9 protein-coding genes and 1 pseudogene are annotated in these 15730 nt (G+C 69.3%); 3 read left to right on the plus strand and 7 right to left on the minus strand.

Translation table 11 applies throughout. From position 1 onward, the window contains the following. Positions 1-141 precede the first annotated feature (141 nt). From K8V84_RS08760 to K8V84_RS08770, 3 genes are all read right to left on the minus strand, one after another. The gene (locus K8V84_RS08760; protein ID WP_304072813.1) at positions 142-1008 is read right to left on the minus strand and encodes an ABC transporter permease; all 867 of its coding nucleotides are present in this window, start codon (positions 1006-1008) and stop codon (positions 142-144) included. An 11-nt stretch (positions 1009-1019) separates the two neighbouring features. Further along, on the minus strand, positions 1020-1955 hold the full coding sequence (locus tag K8V84_RS08765; protein ID WP_304072815.1) for an ABC transporter permease: 936 nt from the start codon (positions 1953-1955) through the stop codon (positions 1020-1022). 79 nt (positions 1956-2034) lie between these two features. Beyond that, positions 2035-3639, minus strand: coding sequence for an ABC transporter substrate-binding protein (locus K8V84_RS08770; protein WP_304072817.1), 1605 nt, complete (start codon positions 3637-3639; stop codon positions 2035-2037). Positions 3640-4331: 692 nt separating this feature from the next. On the opposite strand from K8V84_RS08770, the gene K8V84_RS08775 reads away from it, so the two are divergent. Next, positions 4332-4856 carry an ATP-binding protein gene (locus tag K8V84_RS08775; RefSeq protein WP_304072819.1) on the plus strand — a complete coding sequence of 175 codons (525 nt, stop codon included), beginning with the start codon at positions 4332-4334 and terminating at the stop codon, positions 4854-4856. 5 nt (positions 4857-4861) lie between these two features. Here the strand turns inward: K8V84_RS08775 and K8V84_RS08780 are convergent, their stop codons facing one another. The 4 genes from K8V84_RS08780 to hisS form a co-directional block, all read right to left on the minus strand. Next, complete coding sequence (locus tag K8V84_RS08780; RefSeq protein ID WP_304072821.1) at positions 4862-5704, minus strand: AMP-binding protein; 843 nt, start codon at positions 5702-5704, stop codon at positions 4862-4864. A gap of 412 nt (positions 5705-6116) precedes the next feature. Next, positions 6117-8684, minus strand: coding sequence for a LuxR C-terminal-related transcriptional regulator (locus K8V84_RS08785; protein ID WP_304072832.1), 2568 nt, complete (start codon positions 8682-8684; stop codon positions 6117-6119). A gap of 153 nt (positions 8685-8837) precedes the next feature. Beyond that, complete coding sequence (locus K8V84_RS08790; RefSeq protein WP_304072823.1) at positions 8838-11294, minus strand: tetratricopeptide repeat protein; 2457 nt, start codon at positions 11292-11294, stop codon at positions 8838-8840. A 238-nt stretch (positions 11295-11532) separates the two neighbouring features. Then, positions 11533-12852, minus strand: a complete 1320-nt coding sequence (gene hisS / locus K8V84_RS08795) for a histidine--tRNA ligase (protein ID WP_304072827.1) — start codon at positions 12850-12852, stop codon at positions 11533-11535. Between the two features lie 761 nt (positions 12853-13613). On the opposite strand from hisS, the gene K8V84_RS08800 reads away from it, so the two are divergent. After that, on the plus strand, positions 13614-14249 hold the full coding sequence (locus K8V84_RS08800; RefSeq protein ID WP_304072830.1) for an ATP/GTP-binding protein: 636 nt from the start codon (positions 13614-13616) through the stop codon (positions 14247-14249). Positions 14250-14393: 144 nt separating this feature from the next. Beyond that, positions 14394-15730 (plus strand): annotated as a pseudogene (locus K8V84_RS08805) (accessory Sec system translocase SecA2); the annotation flags it as partial.

A 15730-nucleotide genomic window follows, 5' to 3' on the forward strand; every position in this document is an offset into this window, starting at 1 on the left:
TCTCCCCCCGGTTCACGGTCACGGAAACGTCGCTGATGATCTCGACGTCCGAGGGACGCCCGATCACCGTCAGGCCGTCGACCCTCAACACGGTCTCGCCCGCGGTGGGCGCATCGGCCCCCGTTCGTTCCGGATGCTCGGTCACTTCTCGACCCCCCGATCGATACCGATCGCCGCGCGGGACAGCCCGTCGGTGATGAGGTTGGCGCCCACGGTCAGGATCGCGATGGCCGTCACGGGGAGGGCCACCGCCCACGGCTGCACGGCCATTCCCTGCCGGTTCTCGTTGATCATCAGGCCCCAGTCGGCGGTGGGCGGCTGCAGACCCATGCCGAGGAAGCCCAGCACGGCCACCACCCCGATCGAGTAGGTCAGACGCAGACCCAGTTCGACCAACAGCGGGCTGGTCACGTTCGGCAGGATCTCCACCGTCATGATCCGCCAACGCGGCAGCCCGATCGCCTCGGCGGCCTTCACGTAGTCCTGTTCGATCACCTTGCGGGTGGCCTCACGGATCACCCGGGCCACACGCGGCATGTGCGACACCGCGATCACGGTGACGATCAGCCACACCTTCGGGCCGATGATCGACATCACCAGCAGCGCCGCGATGAGCTGCGGGAACGCCAGCAGCACGTCGTTGGCCCGCATGAGGACGTCGTCCACCCAGCCGCGGCGGTAACCGGCGATGATGCCGATCACGGTGCCCGCGGCCACACCGATGCCGGCCGCGGAACCGGCCAGCAGCAACAGCGTCCATCCGCCCCACAGGAACCGGGTGAGCACGTCACGGCCTCGGTTGTCACCGCCGAACAGCACACCGTCCACACCCGACTCGAACGGCTTGGCCACGAACTCGGTGGCCGTGTAGGGGGCCACGAAGGGGCCCACCACGGCGACCAGCACGACGAGGCCGGTCAGGGCCACACCGATCCTGGTACGACCGAACCGCCAGGCGGTCCGGAACAACCCCGGGCGCCGGACCGGCGCCTTTGGGGTGATGCTCATGGAAGGTCCACTCATCGGTTCGCGACCCTCACCTTCGGGTTGGCCGCCAGCCCGACCACGTCGGCGATCAGGTTGACCAGGATGTAGATCCCCGCGATGAGCAGGACCACGGCCTGGATCAGCGGCACGTCACGGTCCTCGATGGCGTCCATGAGGACCTTGCCGACGCCGGGGAAGTTGAACAGGAACTCGATGGCCACCACGCCTCCGGCCAGCCAGGCCAACTGCAGGGCGACCACCTGGGCCACCGGGCCGATCGCGTTGGGTGTGGCGTGCCGCCACAGCACGTCGCGTTCGGACAGGCCCTTGAGACGTGCCTGTTGCACGTACTCGCTCTCCAGGACCTCGATCATCGTCGCCCGCATCATGCGGACGATCGGTGGGGCGACGGCCAGGGCGAGAGTCAGCACCGGCAGTACCCACTGTTCCGGGCCGCCCTCACGGGCGTAGACCGACGGGAACAGGTCGAGACCACCCGGGCCCAGGAGCAGGATCATCAGGATGCCGACCACGAACTCCGGGACGGAGGCCAGGACCAGGGTGCCCATGGAGGCGGAGTGGTCGAAGCCGCGGTCCCGGCGCAGCGCGCTGAAGGCGCCGACGAACAACGCGATCGGGGTGGCGACCAGAGCGGACAGACCCATGAGGGTCATCGAGTTCCGTACGGGGGAGGCCAGGTACTCGGAGACCGGCTGCCGGTTGGAGAAGGAGGTGCCGAGGTCGCCCTGGACGATCCCCTGCAGCCACTGCACATACTGAACGGCGACCGGCTCGTGCAGGTTGAGCTGGTCGCGCAGCGCCTCCAATCGCTCCGGGGTGGCGTCGCGGCCCAGGATGAGCTGGGCCGCGTCGCCGGGTAGTGCCTGCGTGGCCGCGAAGACCACGAGGGACACCGCCCAGAGCGTCAGTGCGCCGAAGAAGAGGCGGACGACGATGAGTCGAGTCATGGTGAGCTTTCGATGGCAGGCCTACGGAAATCCGATGGGGACCTCGCCGGATCGGAGGTCCGGGAAGATCCGGCGGTCTCTACTCCTGCTCCATCCACATGGTGTGGAAGGCGTACGAGCCCAAGGGGTGGCCGGAGACGGCGGGCTCCAGACCGTGCACCCGGGTGGAGTGGGCGTCGATCAGGTTCACGAAGCCCCACACGATGTAGCCGCCCTCCTCGTACTCGATCTCCTGCGCCTTGCGGATGAGCTCGTTGCGCTCCTCCTCGTCGGCGGTCTGGCGCGCCTGCGTCAGGTGGTCGAGCCACTCCTCGTGCTCGCCCCACATGGTCTCGTTGTAGGGGGCGCCCACGACGGAGCCCTGCGCGGTCTGGGTGATGTAGTTGCGGGCGCTCCAGAAGTCCTGGCCGAAGGGGTGGGGGAAGCCCTCCTCCGGGTTCCAGTAGTCGCTGGGGTTGACCCGGCGCAGACTCACGTTCACCCCGGCCTCACGGGCCTGCTCCTGGAAGACCTCGGCGGCGGCGACCACGCCGGCGCTGATGTCGGAGGTGACCAGCTCGACGTCCAGACCGTCCTCGTACCCGGCGTCGGCCAGGAGCCGCTTGGCCTCGTCGATGTCCTGTTCGCGCTGCGGGAAGTCCTCGGGGTAGGAGGGGTCCATCCGCGCGTACATGTCGTTGCCGAGCTGGCCGTAGCCGGAGAGGGCCTGGTCGATCATCTCCTGGCGGTCCACGATGAGCCGGAAGGCCTGACGGACGCGCACGTCGTCGAACGGCTTCTCCTCGATGTTCATCGTGAACGGCAGCCACATGCCGGTCTCGGACTCCATGATCTGCAGGTTCGGGTCACCCTCGATGATGGCGACCTGGGCCTGCGGAACCTGGCTGATGATCTCGACGCTGCCGCTGTTGAGCGCGTTGACACGGGCGTCGTCGTCGGGGAAGTCGATGATCTCCAGTTCGTCCACGTACGGCAGTCCCTCGACGTGGAAGCCCTCATGGCGTTCGAAGAGGCTGTACTCGCCCACGACGAACTCGGAGTACTTGAACGGGCCGGCGCCGATCGGGTTTTCCGGGTCGTAGTCGACCGGGACGATGCAGTTGTAGTACTCGGCGAGAGCCTCGGGCAGGGTCACCAGTGGTTCGTCGACGGGGATGAGGACGGTCCGGTCGTCGATGATCTCCAGCTTCTCGGGGTCGACCCCGGGCATGTCGCCCGCACCGCGCATGGGGTTGTCGGGGTCGAGGATGCGTCGCAGCGAGTAGACGACCGCCTCCGCGTCGACGGGGGAGTCGTCGTGGAAGGTCAGGCCCTCCTTGAGGACCAGAGTCCATTCGGTCCCGTCATCGTTGGCCTCCAGCGACTCGGCCAGGTACGGCTCGATGGTGCCGTCGTTGGCGAAGCGCATCAGTGCCGCGTAGAGCGCGTAGTTGCGCGCGATGTCGACGTTGTCGGTGGGGTCGTGCGCGTCGAGGGTGTCACCGGAACCACCGCCGGCCACCCCGACCCGCAGACGGCCGCCCTGCCGGGGTTCCCCCTCGGCGCCACCGCCGGAACCGGAGTCGCCACCGCCGCACGCGGCGAGTACCGGGGCGACGGCGGCACCGGCTGCGGAGACCTTGAGGAGGCTGCGACGGCTGGTGAGACGCTGAACGGGGGTGGAGACTTCGGGCAGGGGCGGCACGTGACACCTCGGTTGGGGATGGGTACGGGGTTCCACCGACACGGCACCGGCACTCGGCGAGTGGGGGTGCCTCCCCGGGTGACGTGGAAGAGTCGGTCTAAAAGATCCTTGTTGTCCCTGCATAGGGCGTCAAGCGCGGTCGGAACCGGTGTGAGCGTGGATCACGGGTTTACATCGAGTGGCGGGGAGGGAGCCCTCCGAGACGGTGGAAACCCCATGTGGGCCGGGCCGTCCTGCTTGGAAGTGCGGTGGTGTGACGCGTGTGCTTTCATGTGGCCCGTGAGCGCTGGTGGTGGGCCTGTGGGGCGTTCCGGCGCCCGGTGTTGTATCCCCATTGTTGTCATCGGGACGCGAAAACGTGGTGTTTAGGCGAGACATCTCTCGCTTTGCCGGATGCTCGGTGACGCTTGGTCACCGATACCTTGGTGGGGGCGAGCCTGTGACGGGGGTTGCGGACCGCCCCTGAGGCCGGTTTCGGCAGGGTATTGCCAACGTGTTGCACCTCACATGGGCGCCGCTGAGGTCCGAGCTGTTTCCTTTGTCCATATCGGGGAGGACACGGGAAGGGGTTTTGTGGCCAATCGCCGGCGCCACGAACGTGGGTGTGCTGTTCTGTACCCGGTGCACCCTTGTCTAAGGTGAATGCAGGCGGCGCGACCCGCGCGCCCGACGCGGGTGATTGGAGTGACCGGATGGCTGAGGCGAGGCAACTCCGGGACTACGTGCCCCCGCAGACCTCGGAGGCCGCGACGTCGGCCGCTCCGGCGATCGACGTGGCGGACATGACCGGTGGGGTCACCGACCACACCGTGTGGAGCTGTGCGGGGAACCTGACCGCGGTGCGTTCCATCCGTGCCCGCGTGCGCGAGTTCCTCTCCCGGACAGGCCACTCCGAGGGGGCCTTGGACGACGCCGAGCTCTCCGTCAGCGAACTGGCCACCAACGCTCTGCTGCACTCCCGCTCAGGTCAGAGCGGCGGGGTCATGACACTGTTCATCCGTTCGGACGAGGGGCGCCTGCGGGTGGCCGTCGCCGATCAGGGAGAACGCGAACCCGATGACGCCGCGGACGTGCACACGCGTGAGGACGGCGGCGACTTCGGCCGCGGGAAGTTCATCGTGGAGAGCTGCGCGACGCGCAGTGGTGAGTACTGGAGCGAGGCCACCCACGTCGCCTGGTTCGAGATCGACGACGAGGCGGCCTCCAGCGGGTCCTGAGCGGCTCAGCCGTTCCCGTGCGGGGGAGCGACCCGGACCGGGTCGGGCGCGCACTCCACCGTCACCCCACGCCCCTCCGGGGGCGGACACCCCTCCCCGGCGACCACGCACGCGCCCGTCCACAGCGCGAGCGCGACCAACGCCAGCCGGGTGGGCTCCTCCCCTCTCCGATCCACCGCCACGATGTCGTCGGGTGTCAGGTCCAGGGCCTGACGCAGCTCCGCGAACCTCGCCAACAGGTCGTGGTGGGTGTGCAGGGTGGTCAGGATGCCGTCGCCGGTGCTCTCGTATCCCAGCAGCCCGTTGTCGAAGAGCCCGCGAGCGGGGCTGTAGCCGTTGCCGTCGGGGCTGGGCAGGAGCAGTTCGTCGAAGGGCGTGGTGCCCGGAGCCGAACCGAAGGTGATGATCTGGCGGACCCGCGATCGTTCGGCCAACTCCAGGCCGCGCGGGGCGAGGTCCTCGCTCACCAGCAGCAGCCGGGCGTCGGTCTCGGCGAGAGCCGCGCACTGCGCGTCGGGGTCGGACTCGGGCCGAACGGTCAGGGCCCGGCCGCCGACCGCCATCACCGTGTAGGAGGCCAGGAAGCGGTCGGGTGAGACGGGCGCGAGAACGCCCACCACGTCGCCCAGACACAGGCCGCGTCGGCTCAGCCCGGCCGCCGCCCGTTCGACCGTGGCCGCGAAGGCGAGTCCGTCGGTGCGACCGGACCTGCCTCTGATCGACCCGCCGAGCCCGGGACGCAGCCGCAGCCGCTCGCACAGGCCGCCGGTGAGCGAGCCGATCGGGTCGTCCCGACGCGGCAGATGCCTACCTGGTCGTCCGATTCCAGAAGACAGCCCTACCCCCATACGTTCCCCCAGTCGGCCGGAGCGGTGGTGGGTTCGCTCCCGGCCTCGTCACGCCCCCTCCACGTGACGAGACCGGAAAGCGCCGTGCCGGCTACTCGTCGCGAGCGGGACCCTCCCCGGTTCCCCACTCGCACCGACACGGGTGCCCACCGGTCCCGAGGGCCACCTCGGGACCGAAGGCGCGACGGGCGGCCGGTGTTCGGCCAGGCCCCGACGGCCATTTCCGGGACGTGATCGGGCGCGGATCCATGGCGCCGCGAGCCTGATGTCCCATGGCGTGAAGCCTAGCGTGTTCACAGCCAAATGCACATGCATCTTGCCATGCATGTGCATATGTAGATTCGGGGCGCGGCATTTCTACACAGCCCCCGAACGGGGACGTACGGGACCGGGGAGGCGCCCCTCCGATCCCTCAATCCGCCTTGTGACGCTCCACCCACGCGGTGATCTGCGTGCGCGAGTGGAAACCCATCTTGCGGTTGATGTTGGCGACGTGCCGGGCGGCCGTCGACGGGCTGATGAACAGGTCCCGAGCGATCTCCGGGTTGCTCAGACCGGTGCTGACGAGGAGGGCGATCTCCAACTCACGCTTGGTCAGACTGTCCTGCGGCCTGGTGACGTCCGGGGGGTAGGTCGCGGCGGGGGTGCGGCGACGTCCCGTTCCGTTGCGCCCCGACGAGCGGGTCCGCTTCTTCTCCGGTGTCTTCTTGCCCTCATCGACCGGGGCGGAGGAGACGCGGGAGCGCTGCTCCGGGGGACGGCGCGCCTCGGCCACCAACCGTTCGGCCTCCAGGACCGCTTCGGCCTGACCCATGCGGTAGCCCTGTTCCCACCAGGCCACCAGGTGGCGGCGTCGCCGGCGGACCGGCTCCACGTCCACGAACGGCCACGGGGCGCCCTGGGTGGGCAACCCGACCCGCTCGCGAAGAGCGACGGCCGCCCCGGCCAATCGGCAGGCGGGCTCGCGCAGGTCGTCCTCGAACGCGGCCCGGGCGATCGACGTCAGGATCCGGGCGGCCTCGGCGCGCTGCCCGCTCTGGTGGCTGAGCAGCAGTCCCTCGCTCAGGTAGTCGTAGGCCTGCCCGGGTGAGCCCAGGGCGTGCGCCACCCGACCGATGCCGGCCAGACAGCGAGCCTCCTCGGCCGTCGTTCCGATCATCCGCTGGGTGTCCAGGGCCTCCCGGTAGCAACGGTCGGCGGTCATCAGGTCCCCGCCGATCTCCGCGGCGCGGGCCTGACCGATGAGGACCACCCCCACGCCCCAACGGTGGTCGATCCCGCGGAGCAGGGTCAACGCCGCGTTGTAGTGGTGGTCGGCGGTGGGGTGGTCCCCCTGCTGGGCCACCAGGGCCGCTCGGGTGCTCAGAGCGATCGCCTCGCCCCACGTGTCCCCGGCCTCGCGGCACAGCCGCAAAGACTCCTCCACCAGTACCGAGGCGCGTTCGACACAGCGGTCGCGCACCTCCACCAAGGCCAACAGGTTGAACGCGGTACGCACGAAGAGATCGTCCCCGGCCTCACGGCACAGTCGCAGCCCCTCTTCACCGGTACCGCGGGCCAGGTCGTGGTCGCGTCGGACACGTGCCAACTGGGCACGACCGACCAGGGCCCGGGCCCTGGAAGGAGCCTTCGCGGCCTCCTCCAGATCGAGCAGTCGGTCCATCCAGTGGGCGCCCTCGGAGTAGTTGTGGTGACTCACCCAGTGGGCGGAGAGACTCACGCACAGCCGTAGCCCCGCTTCGGCCGCGGCCCTGTGGTGCGACCTGCGCAGCAAAGAGCGGAGCGTGTCGTACTCGGCGAGCACCCGCCGCCGTCCGGCGTCGCGTTCGGACCAGGGCATCGAACGGGACGACTCCAGCTTGCCGCTCAGGTCCTCCACCAGCACGAGCATCCGGTCCAGGAGACGCTCCTGGAAGAGGGTGTCCTCGCCTTCGGCGGCCAGACGATCCTCGGCGAACCTGCGCACGGCCTCGGGCAGCCGGTAACGCACACGCCCTTCGAACTCGCCCGTCACCGTGGCCAGGGAACGGTTCAGCAAGGAGGTGAGCAGGTCCAGGATGGCGGACTCGGGCAGACCCTCGTCGGAGCACACCTGCTCGGCCAACTCCAGGTCCCACCCTCGGAACACCGACAGCCGGCGCAACAGCACCCGCTCGGGTTCGGGCAGGTTCCGGTACACGTAGTCCAGCACCACGGGCAGCACCTGGCTGCGCGAGACCGCCTGCCCCGGACCCGGTCGCAGTTCGGGGGAGGCAAGATGTGCCCGCAACCCCTGGAGCAGGTTCCTCACACCGGACTCCGGGGCCTGCGCGCCGAGCAGTTCGATACCGAGCGGCATGCCGCCGGCCAGGTCGCACAGGGCCGAGATCGCGTCCAGTTCCTCCAGCGAGGCCTCGAAACGGGGGTCGCGCGTACGCGCGCGGTCGAGGAACAACCGCACCGGTTCGGTGGTGGCCGGATCGGGTGGCGGAGCGTTGCGCGCCACCACCGGCTGGGACATCGGCGGGACCATCCACACCGTGCCGCCGGAGAGCCGCACCGCCTGTTCACTGGTGAGCATCAACGACACCGAGGGGCAGGACGCCAACAGGGCGTCACCGATCTCGGTGACCTCCTCGGCCACGTGCTCGCACGAGTCCAGGACCAACAGCAGCCGTCGGTCGCGCAGCGCCTCGGTCACGGTGGTGGCCAGCGGTTGTCCGGCCTCCTCGACCACGCCGACGGCCTCGGCTATTCGCGCGTACACCTCGAGGCGGGTGCACACGTCGGTGAGATCGGCGAACCACACCCCGTCCGGAAAGGACACGGTGGACTGTTCGGCCACGTGGAGGGCCAGCCGCGTCTTGCCGATTCCATCGGCGCCACGGATGGTCACCGACCGGCTGGAGCCGAGCAGTCGGAGCAGATCGCTCAGATCCGGCTCCCGGCCCACGAAGCTGGTGCCCGGCCGGGGGAGGTTGTGCCGCGCGGGCGCGGTCAAAGGTGCCATGGCCTTCACAATTAGGGGCTGGTCGGGGGTGTTTTCACCGCCGGGGGGCAGAGGTCACAGGGGTTCGGGGTGGTAGGGGTCGGACTTCCTGGTTTAGCGGGTGCACGCGCACTGTGCAAGTGCCGCTGCGCGTACGCGGGACGCTCAGCCAGGTTCTCGGGGAGAGGCCCAGCCGGTCAACTGCGTCCGGGACGAAATCGAGAGTTTTCTGAAGATGTTCGCGATATGCCGCGCGGCTGTGGCCTGACTGATGATCAATTCCTCGGCGATTTCACGGTTGGACAAACCCTTCTCGGCCAGTGTGGCGATCTCGCGCTCACGAGGGGTGAGCGAGTCGGGGCCGCCGGCGCGTGCCCCCTGGGGCCTGGGAAAGGCCAGGGCGCGGTCGCGTACCTGCTCCAACGGCAGGGAACGCCACGCGTTCCACGCCTGAGCGGCCTGGGCCGCGCCCACCCTGCGCTCCACCGCCGAGCGCAGCCGGACGGTCTCGGCCGACGGTTGTTCCAGGGAGGTGCGCAGGTCCGTGGCCACACCGGCCAACGCGGCGGCCCGGGTGGCCTCCTCCTCGGCCAGCGCCAGCTCCGCCAGGGCCTCCAGCGCCCGGGCCACCGAGATCCTACGGCCCGAGGTGAAGCTCACCTGCAGACAGCGGGCCAGGGGAGCACGTGCCGACAGAGGGTCGCGCCAGGCCAGGTGCAACCGGCCCAGGTCGGCGGCGCACCGAGCCACCGCCGGGTCCGAAGGCAGTTCACCGAAGACGTCCAGCGCCTCCGAGAGCATCTCGCGGGCGCTCTCGTGTTCTCCGGCCTCGGCCGCGATAGACCCCAGCCCGTGCAGGGCCCGGGCCTCGATCCATCGGTCGCCCAAGGCGCGCGCCGTGGACAGGCTCACCTCCAGGTGGGCCACCGCCTCCTCCGGAGCACCGCGATGCCGGGCCGCACGGGCCAGTACCTCCCGCGCGTCGGCCTCGGTGATCGGGTCCCCGGCCACCATGGCCCACCCCAAGGCCTTGCCCGCCTGGCGTTCGGCCTCCTCCACCGAACCGGTGCGCAGGGCGAGGGTGCCCAGGGTCGTCAGGGCGGAGGCGGCGGCGCGGGGCTCCCGGCAGGCCCGCGCCGATTCCAGGGCGCACATGGCCAGGTTGGACACCCGCGCGGCCGGGTCGACCTCCAGGCGCAGCTCGGCGTGCAAAGCCAGGGCGCGGGCCCGGAGCGGGGGCGCCTGTTCGTCGGGGGACACGGCCAGGGCGAGTTCCAGGAGGCGACCTCCCTCAGCGGACAGGTCCCGCATCAGCCAGTACGGACGCAGCGCCACGCACACACGCAGGGCCTTGTCCACCCGCCCCACGGACAGCGCCCACGCCACCACCCGGGTGTGGTTCTCCCGGTTGTGGTCGTGCTTGCGCAACCGGCCCAACCGCTCGGTCCAGTCGTTCGGCGCGCTCCCGCGCTCGGCCGCGTCCTCCAACCGCCGGACGGCGAAGTCGAGGAAACGCGACCAGCGTTCGTCGACGTCCGCCTCCTCCTCCAGCCGTTCCATGGCGTAGGCGCGCACGGTCTCGGTGAGTCGGTAGTGGGCGGTGCCGTTGATCTCGGCGTCCACCACGATCAACGACTTGTCCAGCAGGGAGAAGTGCAACGGCAGGATGTCGGTGGGGTCGACCCCTTCGCCGGAACACACCTCCTCGGCCATCTCCAGGTACCAGGTGGAGAACACCGACAGTCGGTGCAGGAGCGCGCGCTCGGCGTCGGAGAGCATGTCGTGGCTCCACTCCAACACCGCGCGCAGGGTGCGTTGGCGGGCCGGCAGGTTCTCCGTGCCGTCACTGGTCAGCAGTTGGAAGCGATCGTCGAGTCTGCGCAGGATCTGTTGGACCGACAGGACCCGGACCCGGGCGGCGGCCAACTCGATGGCCAGCGGAAGCCCGTCGAGCATGCGGCAGATCTCCGCGATGTAGCCGGAGTTCTCCCGTGTCATCTCGAAGCCGGCGCGGGCGGCGTGCGCGCGGGTCAGGAAGAGCCGCACCGACTCGTAGCGCTGGGCGTCCCGTCGCGGTATCGGCACCGGAACGGCGGCGTAGGGGTCGGTGGGGGTCGGCCGTGAGGGCAGGGACAGCGGCGGCACCCGCCAGACGCTTTCCTCGGGTACGTGGAGCGGCTGTCGGCTGGTGGCGAGGATGCGCACCCGCGGACAGTCGCGCAGCACGGCCTCGCACAGTTCGGCCATCGGCCCCACCGCGTGCTCACAGGTGTCCAGGAGCAGCAGCAGGTGCTGGGTGCGCAGCGCCGTGATGACGCCGTCCATCAGGGCGGTGGAATCGCCCTGGGCGGCCTGTAACCCGGCGGCGACGGTGCGCAGCGCCTCTTCGTGGGTGGAGGCCTCGCTCAGGTCGATGAAGCGCACCCCGTCGGGGAATTGGCGCAGCACACGTTCGGCCAGGTGGAGGGCGAGTCTGGTCTTGCCGATTCCACCGATACCGGTCAGCGTGATCATCCTGGCGGTCCCGAGCAGGCGACCCAGGTCGACGATGTCGCGTTCACGTCCGACGAACCGGATGAACTCGCCGGCGGACAGGGGAAGGTTGTGGCGGGGAGGAGACATGGCCTCGTTTGCTAGGACACCGATGTCGACCGCCCCGTATCCGCGGGGTCCACGAAGCGGCCCGTCCCAGTCTGGCACCGGGTGTTCGTGACTGTCTCGTGTATGGCCGGTTCCGGCACGAGAGGGCGGAAACCGCCCATGCCGGTCCGTGATTTGCTAAGGGCCCACCGTGACCCCCGCGAACCGAGGCCGTGACGGCCCCGGGGAAGAGGCCCTCCCCGGGGGCCGAAGGCGAGGATCAACCCTTCGGGTCCCAGGCCGTGGGGTCGGCGGTGGTCTGCTCGCCGCCCTCCATGTCCTTGACCTCGTGGTCGCCGCCCTCCTCGAAGGGCGGGAACCAGACGAAGGGGATGCCCTTCTTGGACGCGTACTGGATCTGCTTGCCGACCTTGGCGGTGGAGTGGAACACCTCGGTGTTGAACCCGCGTCCGCGCAGCAGCTCGCCGGTGCGCAGCGCCTCGGCGCGTCGATCGGCGTTGGGAACGACCACCATCACGTCGGTGGGGCACACCCGGCCGGCCTCGATGCGTCCTTCCGCGACGAGCTTGGCGAAGATGCGGGTCAGACCGATGGAGATGCCCACCCCGGGCAGCTTCCGTCGGATGAACTGGCCGGCGAGGTTCTCGTAGCGCCCACCCGCGCAGATGCTGCCGTACCCCGGGTCGTCGTCGAAGGAGGCCTCGTAGACGGTGCCGGTGTAGTAGTCCAGGCCACGGGCGATGGACAGGTCCGCCACCACGTCGCCCTCGGGCAGGTCCGCCAGGTCGTTCATGACGAACGCCAGTTCCTCAAGGCCCTCGTCCAGCAGCTCCGAGACGACCCCCAGCTCGCGGACCGCGGCGACCACGCTCGCGCCGTCGCCCTTGATCCGGGCCAGTGCCAGGCAGGGGTCGATCTGCTCCTCGGTCAGGCCGTCGGAGATCAGGATCTCCCGCACGCCCTCGTCCCCGATCTTGTGGAGCTTGTCCACGGCGCGGATGACCGCGATCGGGTCCTTGACGCCCAAGCCCTCGTAGAAGCCCTGCAACACCTTGCGGTTGTTGACGTTCAGGGTCCAGGCGGGGATCTCCAGCCCGCTGAGCACCCGGTGCACGATGCGGGGGAGCTCGGCGTCGAAGTGCAGGGGCACCGAGTCCACGTTGATGACGTCGATGTCGCACTGGGTGAACTCGCGGTAGCGGCCCTCTTGCGGGCGCTCACCACGCCAGACGCGCTGCATCTGGTAGCGCTTGAACGGGAAGGTCAACTCGTTGAAGTGCTGGGCGACGTACCGGGCGAAGGGCACGGTCAGGTCGAAGTGCAGTCCGAGCCTGGCGTCGGTGTCGTCCTTGGCGTCGGCCTGGAGACGGTGCAGGGTGTAGACCTCCTGGGAGGTCTCGCCCTTGGCCATCAGCACGTCCAGGTTCTCCACCGAGGGTGTCTCCACGGACGCGAAGCCGAAGGATTCGAACCCGGCGCGGATATGGTCCAGCCAACGCTGCTCCACGGCCCGGACCTGTGGGGTCCACTCGGGGAAACCGCTGATGGGAGTGGGGCGGACGACGCGCTGATCGGACATGTGGGGTTCTCGGCTCCCTCGGGAGTGTTCACTTTCTGCGGATTCGCCGTCCCTCGTCGGGAACACGCGGGCTCGCGAGCGCGCGGTTCTGGGGAGGGGCGTGCGGTCCATCCTACGCACTGGGCGTGCCCGGGGCATCGCGAGCGGCGGCAGCGGGCGGGGGGTGGGCCTCCACCGGCCCACGTGGACGGTTGTGGGCCGGTGGGGCTCGGGAACGCCCGAACGGGGTGGTACGGCCGGTTCGACATCGAAGAGCGAGATGTCGGTGGCGGTCGTGCGCCCCAAGGCGCCGCCGGGGCCCCGTGGGTCGCGTGCTCGTGCCAGGAGTCGACGGCGACCTCACTCAGGTGGGTGCCCTGCTTTCCACCGTAGATGCAGGGAGCGGCGCCGGACAGGGATCCACGCGGCCGAAAGCGGCCGAAAATGGCCGCTCACAATGTCGTAAAGTGCCATGACCGGGGTACAGGAATGTGCTTTCCTGGCTACGGTCCGTACCCGAATCCGGACTCCGGGCTACGATTCGGGCATTCGATGCCAGGGTGTCCACGGTCACGTTCCGGCCGGAACCCCCCTCACCTCGGCGTCGTTCCGGCCGGCCCGTCCACTCTGCCCAAACCCCGGAATCCAGTGTCCTTCCGGTGTTAGGTTCCAGGTGCGGATCCTCCCGTGGAGGTTCGGACCCGAGCGGATCCGCGCCCCTCCAGACCGGGTCGCGTGAGCCAACCGTCCGTCCAGACCCGGCACTCTCGCTAGGACAAACTGTGATCCACTCAGCTAACAGCACGAACAACGTCCACGCACCCACCGAACTGTCCACCAAGATCATCATCGCCGGGGGCTTCGGAGTCGGTAAGACCACGTTCGTCGGGGCTGTCTCTGAGATCCCCCCGGTCCGCACCGAGGCGGCCGTCACATCGGCGAGCGTCGGTGTGGACGACCTCTCGCACACCCCGGACAAGACCAGCACCACGGTCGCCATGGACTTCGGTCGCATCTCGCTCGAAACCGACCTCACCCTGTTCCTGTTCGGCACGCCCGGCCAGCAACGCTTCTGGTTCATGTGGGACGACCTGGTCCGCGGTGCCCTCGGCTCGGTCATCCTCGCCGACACCCGGCGACTGGAGGACACCTTCCAGGCCCTCGACTACTTCGAGCGCCAGTACCGGCTCCCGTTCGTGGTGGCCGTCAACGAGTTCGGCCCCGAGGCGGGCTACACCGCCGACGAACTGCGCGACGCGCTGGACCTGACACCCGACGTGCCCGTCGTCCGGTGCGACGCCCGCGACCGCAAGTCCGTGGTCAAGGTCCTGCTCACCCTCGTCAAGCACGCCATGGCCCTGGAGGCCCGCCGGCGTTCCCAGGGCGGGCGACAGAGCCAGAGCCAACTCGTCTACTAGTCACGCTCCTGCCGGGTACGCGGTCCCGTCGCTGTTCGAACGAGTTCCCTTTGGGTGGTCTCGCGGCATTGTTGTGCACATGCGATCACCCGGGGGGAACCAATGGGTTGTGTCCGGCGTTACCCTGGCGTGGTGTTCGGACGAATGGCGGAAAGCGTCCGCCGCCTACTGGGCAAGCCCGGTGCGGTGGACCTGCGGCCCTATACCAAGCTCCTGCCGGCGATCGAGGCCGAAGAGGAGGGTCTGCGTGAACTCAGCGACGACGAGCTGAAGGAGAAGGCTATCGAGCTCGGCTATGCCGAGCTGCCCTACTCCGCGGCCGATCTGGTCAACCTGTGCGCCGTGGGCCGAGAGGCCGCGCGCCGTACTCTCGACGAACGACCCTTCGACGTCCAGCTCCTGGGCGTCATGGCGCTGCTCGACGGTCACGTGGCCGAGATGGCCACCGGTGAGGGCAAGACCCTCGCCGGAGCACTGGCCGCCGCCGGGTTCGCCCTGCGCGGCAAGCGCGTCCACCTGCTCAGCGTCAACGACTACCTCGCTCGACGCGACGCCGAGTGGATGCAGCCCCTCTACGGCATGCTCGGCGTCACCGTCGGCTGGATCAACGAGGACTCCGAGACCGAGGAGCGCAAGACGGCCTACGGCTGCGACGTGACCTACGCGGCCGTCAGCGAACTCGGCTTCGACGTCCTGCGCGACCGCATGGTCACCGACGTCGAGGACCGGGTGGTCCCCGAACCCCACGTCGCGATCATCGACGAGGCCGATTCCGTGCTCGTCGACGAGGCCCGCGTGCCCCTGGTCCTGGCCGGTGCCGCCGAGGCCGTGCCCGCCGACATCGAGATGGCCGACGTGGTGCGCGACCTCAAGCCGCGCATGCACTACGAGATCGACGGCGAGGGACGCAACGTCCAGCTCACCGACGCCGGCATCGACGCGGTGGAGAAGGCCCTGGACGGCGTGGACCTCTACGCCGAGGACGACTCCTCGCTCCTGCCGCAGGTCAACCTGGCCCTGCACGCGCACGTGCTGTTGCAGCGCGACGTCCACTACGTCGTGCGCGACGGCGAGGTGCGCATCATCAACGAGTCCCGTGGCCGCATCGCCCTGCTCCAGCGCTGGCCGGACGGCCTGCAGGCCGCGGTCGAGGCCAAGGAGAAGGTGGCGATCAGCCAGACCGGAGAGGTCCTGGACTCCATCACCGTCCAGGCCCTGGTCATGCGCTACCCCACGCTCGCCGGCATGACCGGTACGGCGATGTCCGTCGCCGAGCAGCTGCGCGAGTTCTACGAGCTCGAAGTGGCGGTCATTCCCTCCAACAAACCCAACGTCCGCGAGGACCAGGGCACGCGCCTGTACGCCACGCGCGAGGAGAAGGAGGACGCCCTCATCGAGAAGGTGGAGGAGGTCCACAAGAGCGGCCGCCCCATCCTCATCGGTACCCAGGACGTGGCCGAGTCCGAACTGCTCGCCGGCCG

The organism is Nocardiopsis listeri, from assembly GCF_020741345.1.
In the GTDB taxonomy this organism is placed as follows: Bacteria; Actinomycetota; Actinomycetes; order Streptosporangiales; family Streptosporangiaceae; genus Nocardiopsis; species Nocardiopsis listeri_A.

What these genes read in the sequence shown, in the direction of transcription:
- K8V84_RS08760 (WP_304072813.1), bottom strand. Translation starts at nt 1,008, where the DNA reads ATGAGCATCACCCCAAAGGCGCCGGTCCGGCGCCCGGGGTTGTTCCGG.
- K8V84_RS08765 (WP_304072815.1), bottom strand. Translation starts at nt 1,955, where the DNA reads ATGACTCGACTCATCGTCGTCCGCCTCTTCTTCGGCGCACTGACGCTC.
- K8V84_RS08775 (WP_304072819.1), top strand. Translation starts at nt 4,332, where the DNA reads ATGGCTGAGGCGAGGCAACTCCGGGACTACGTGCCCCCGCAGACCTCG.
- K8V84_RS08780 (WP_304072821.1), bottom strand. Translation starts at nt 5,704, where the DNA reads ATGGGGGTAGGGCTGTCTTCTGGAATCGGACGACCAGGTAGGCATCTG.
- K8V84_RS08790 (WP_304072823.1), bottom strand. Translation starts at nt 11,294, where the DNA reads ATGTCTCCTCCCCGCCACAACCTTCCCCTGTCCGCCGGCGAGTTCATC.
- hisS (WP_304072827.1), bottom strand. Translation starts at nt 12,852, where the DNA reads ATGTCCGATCAGCGCGTCGTCCGCCCCACTCCCATCAGCGGTTTCCCC.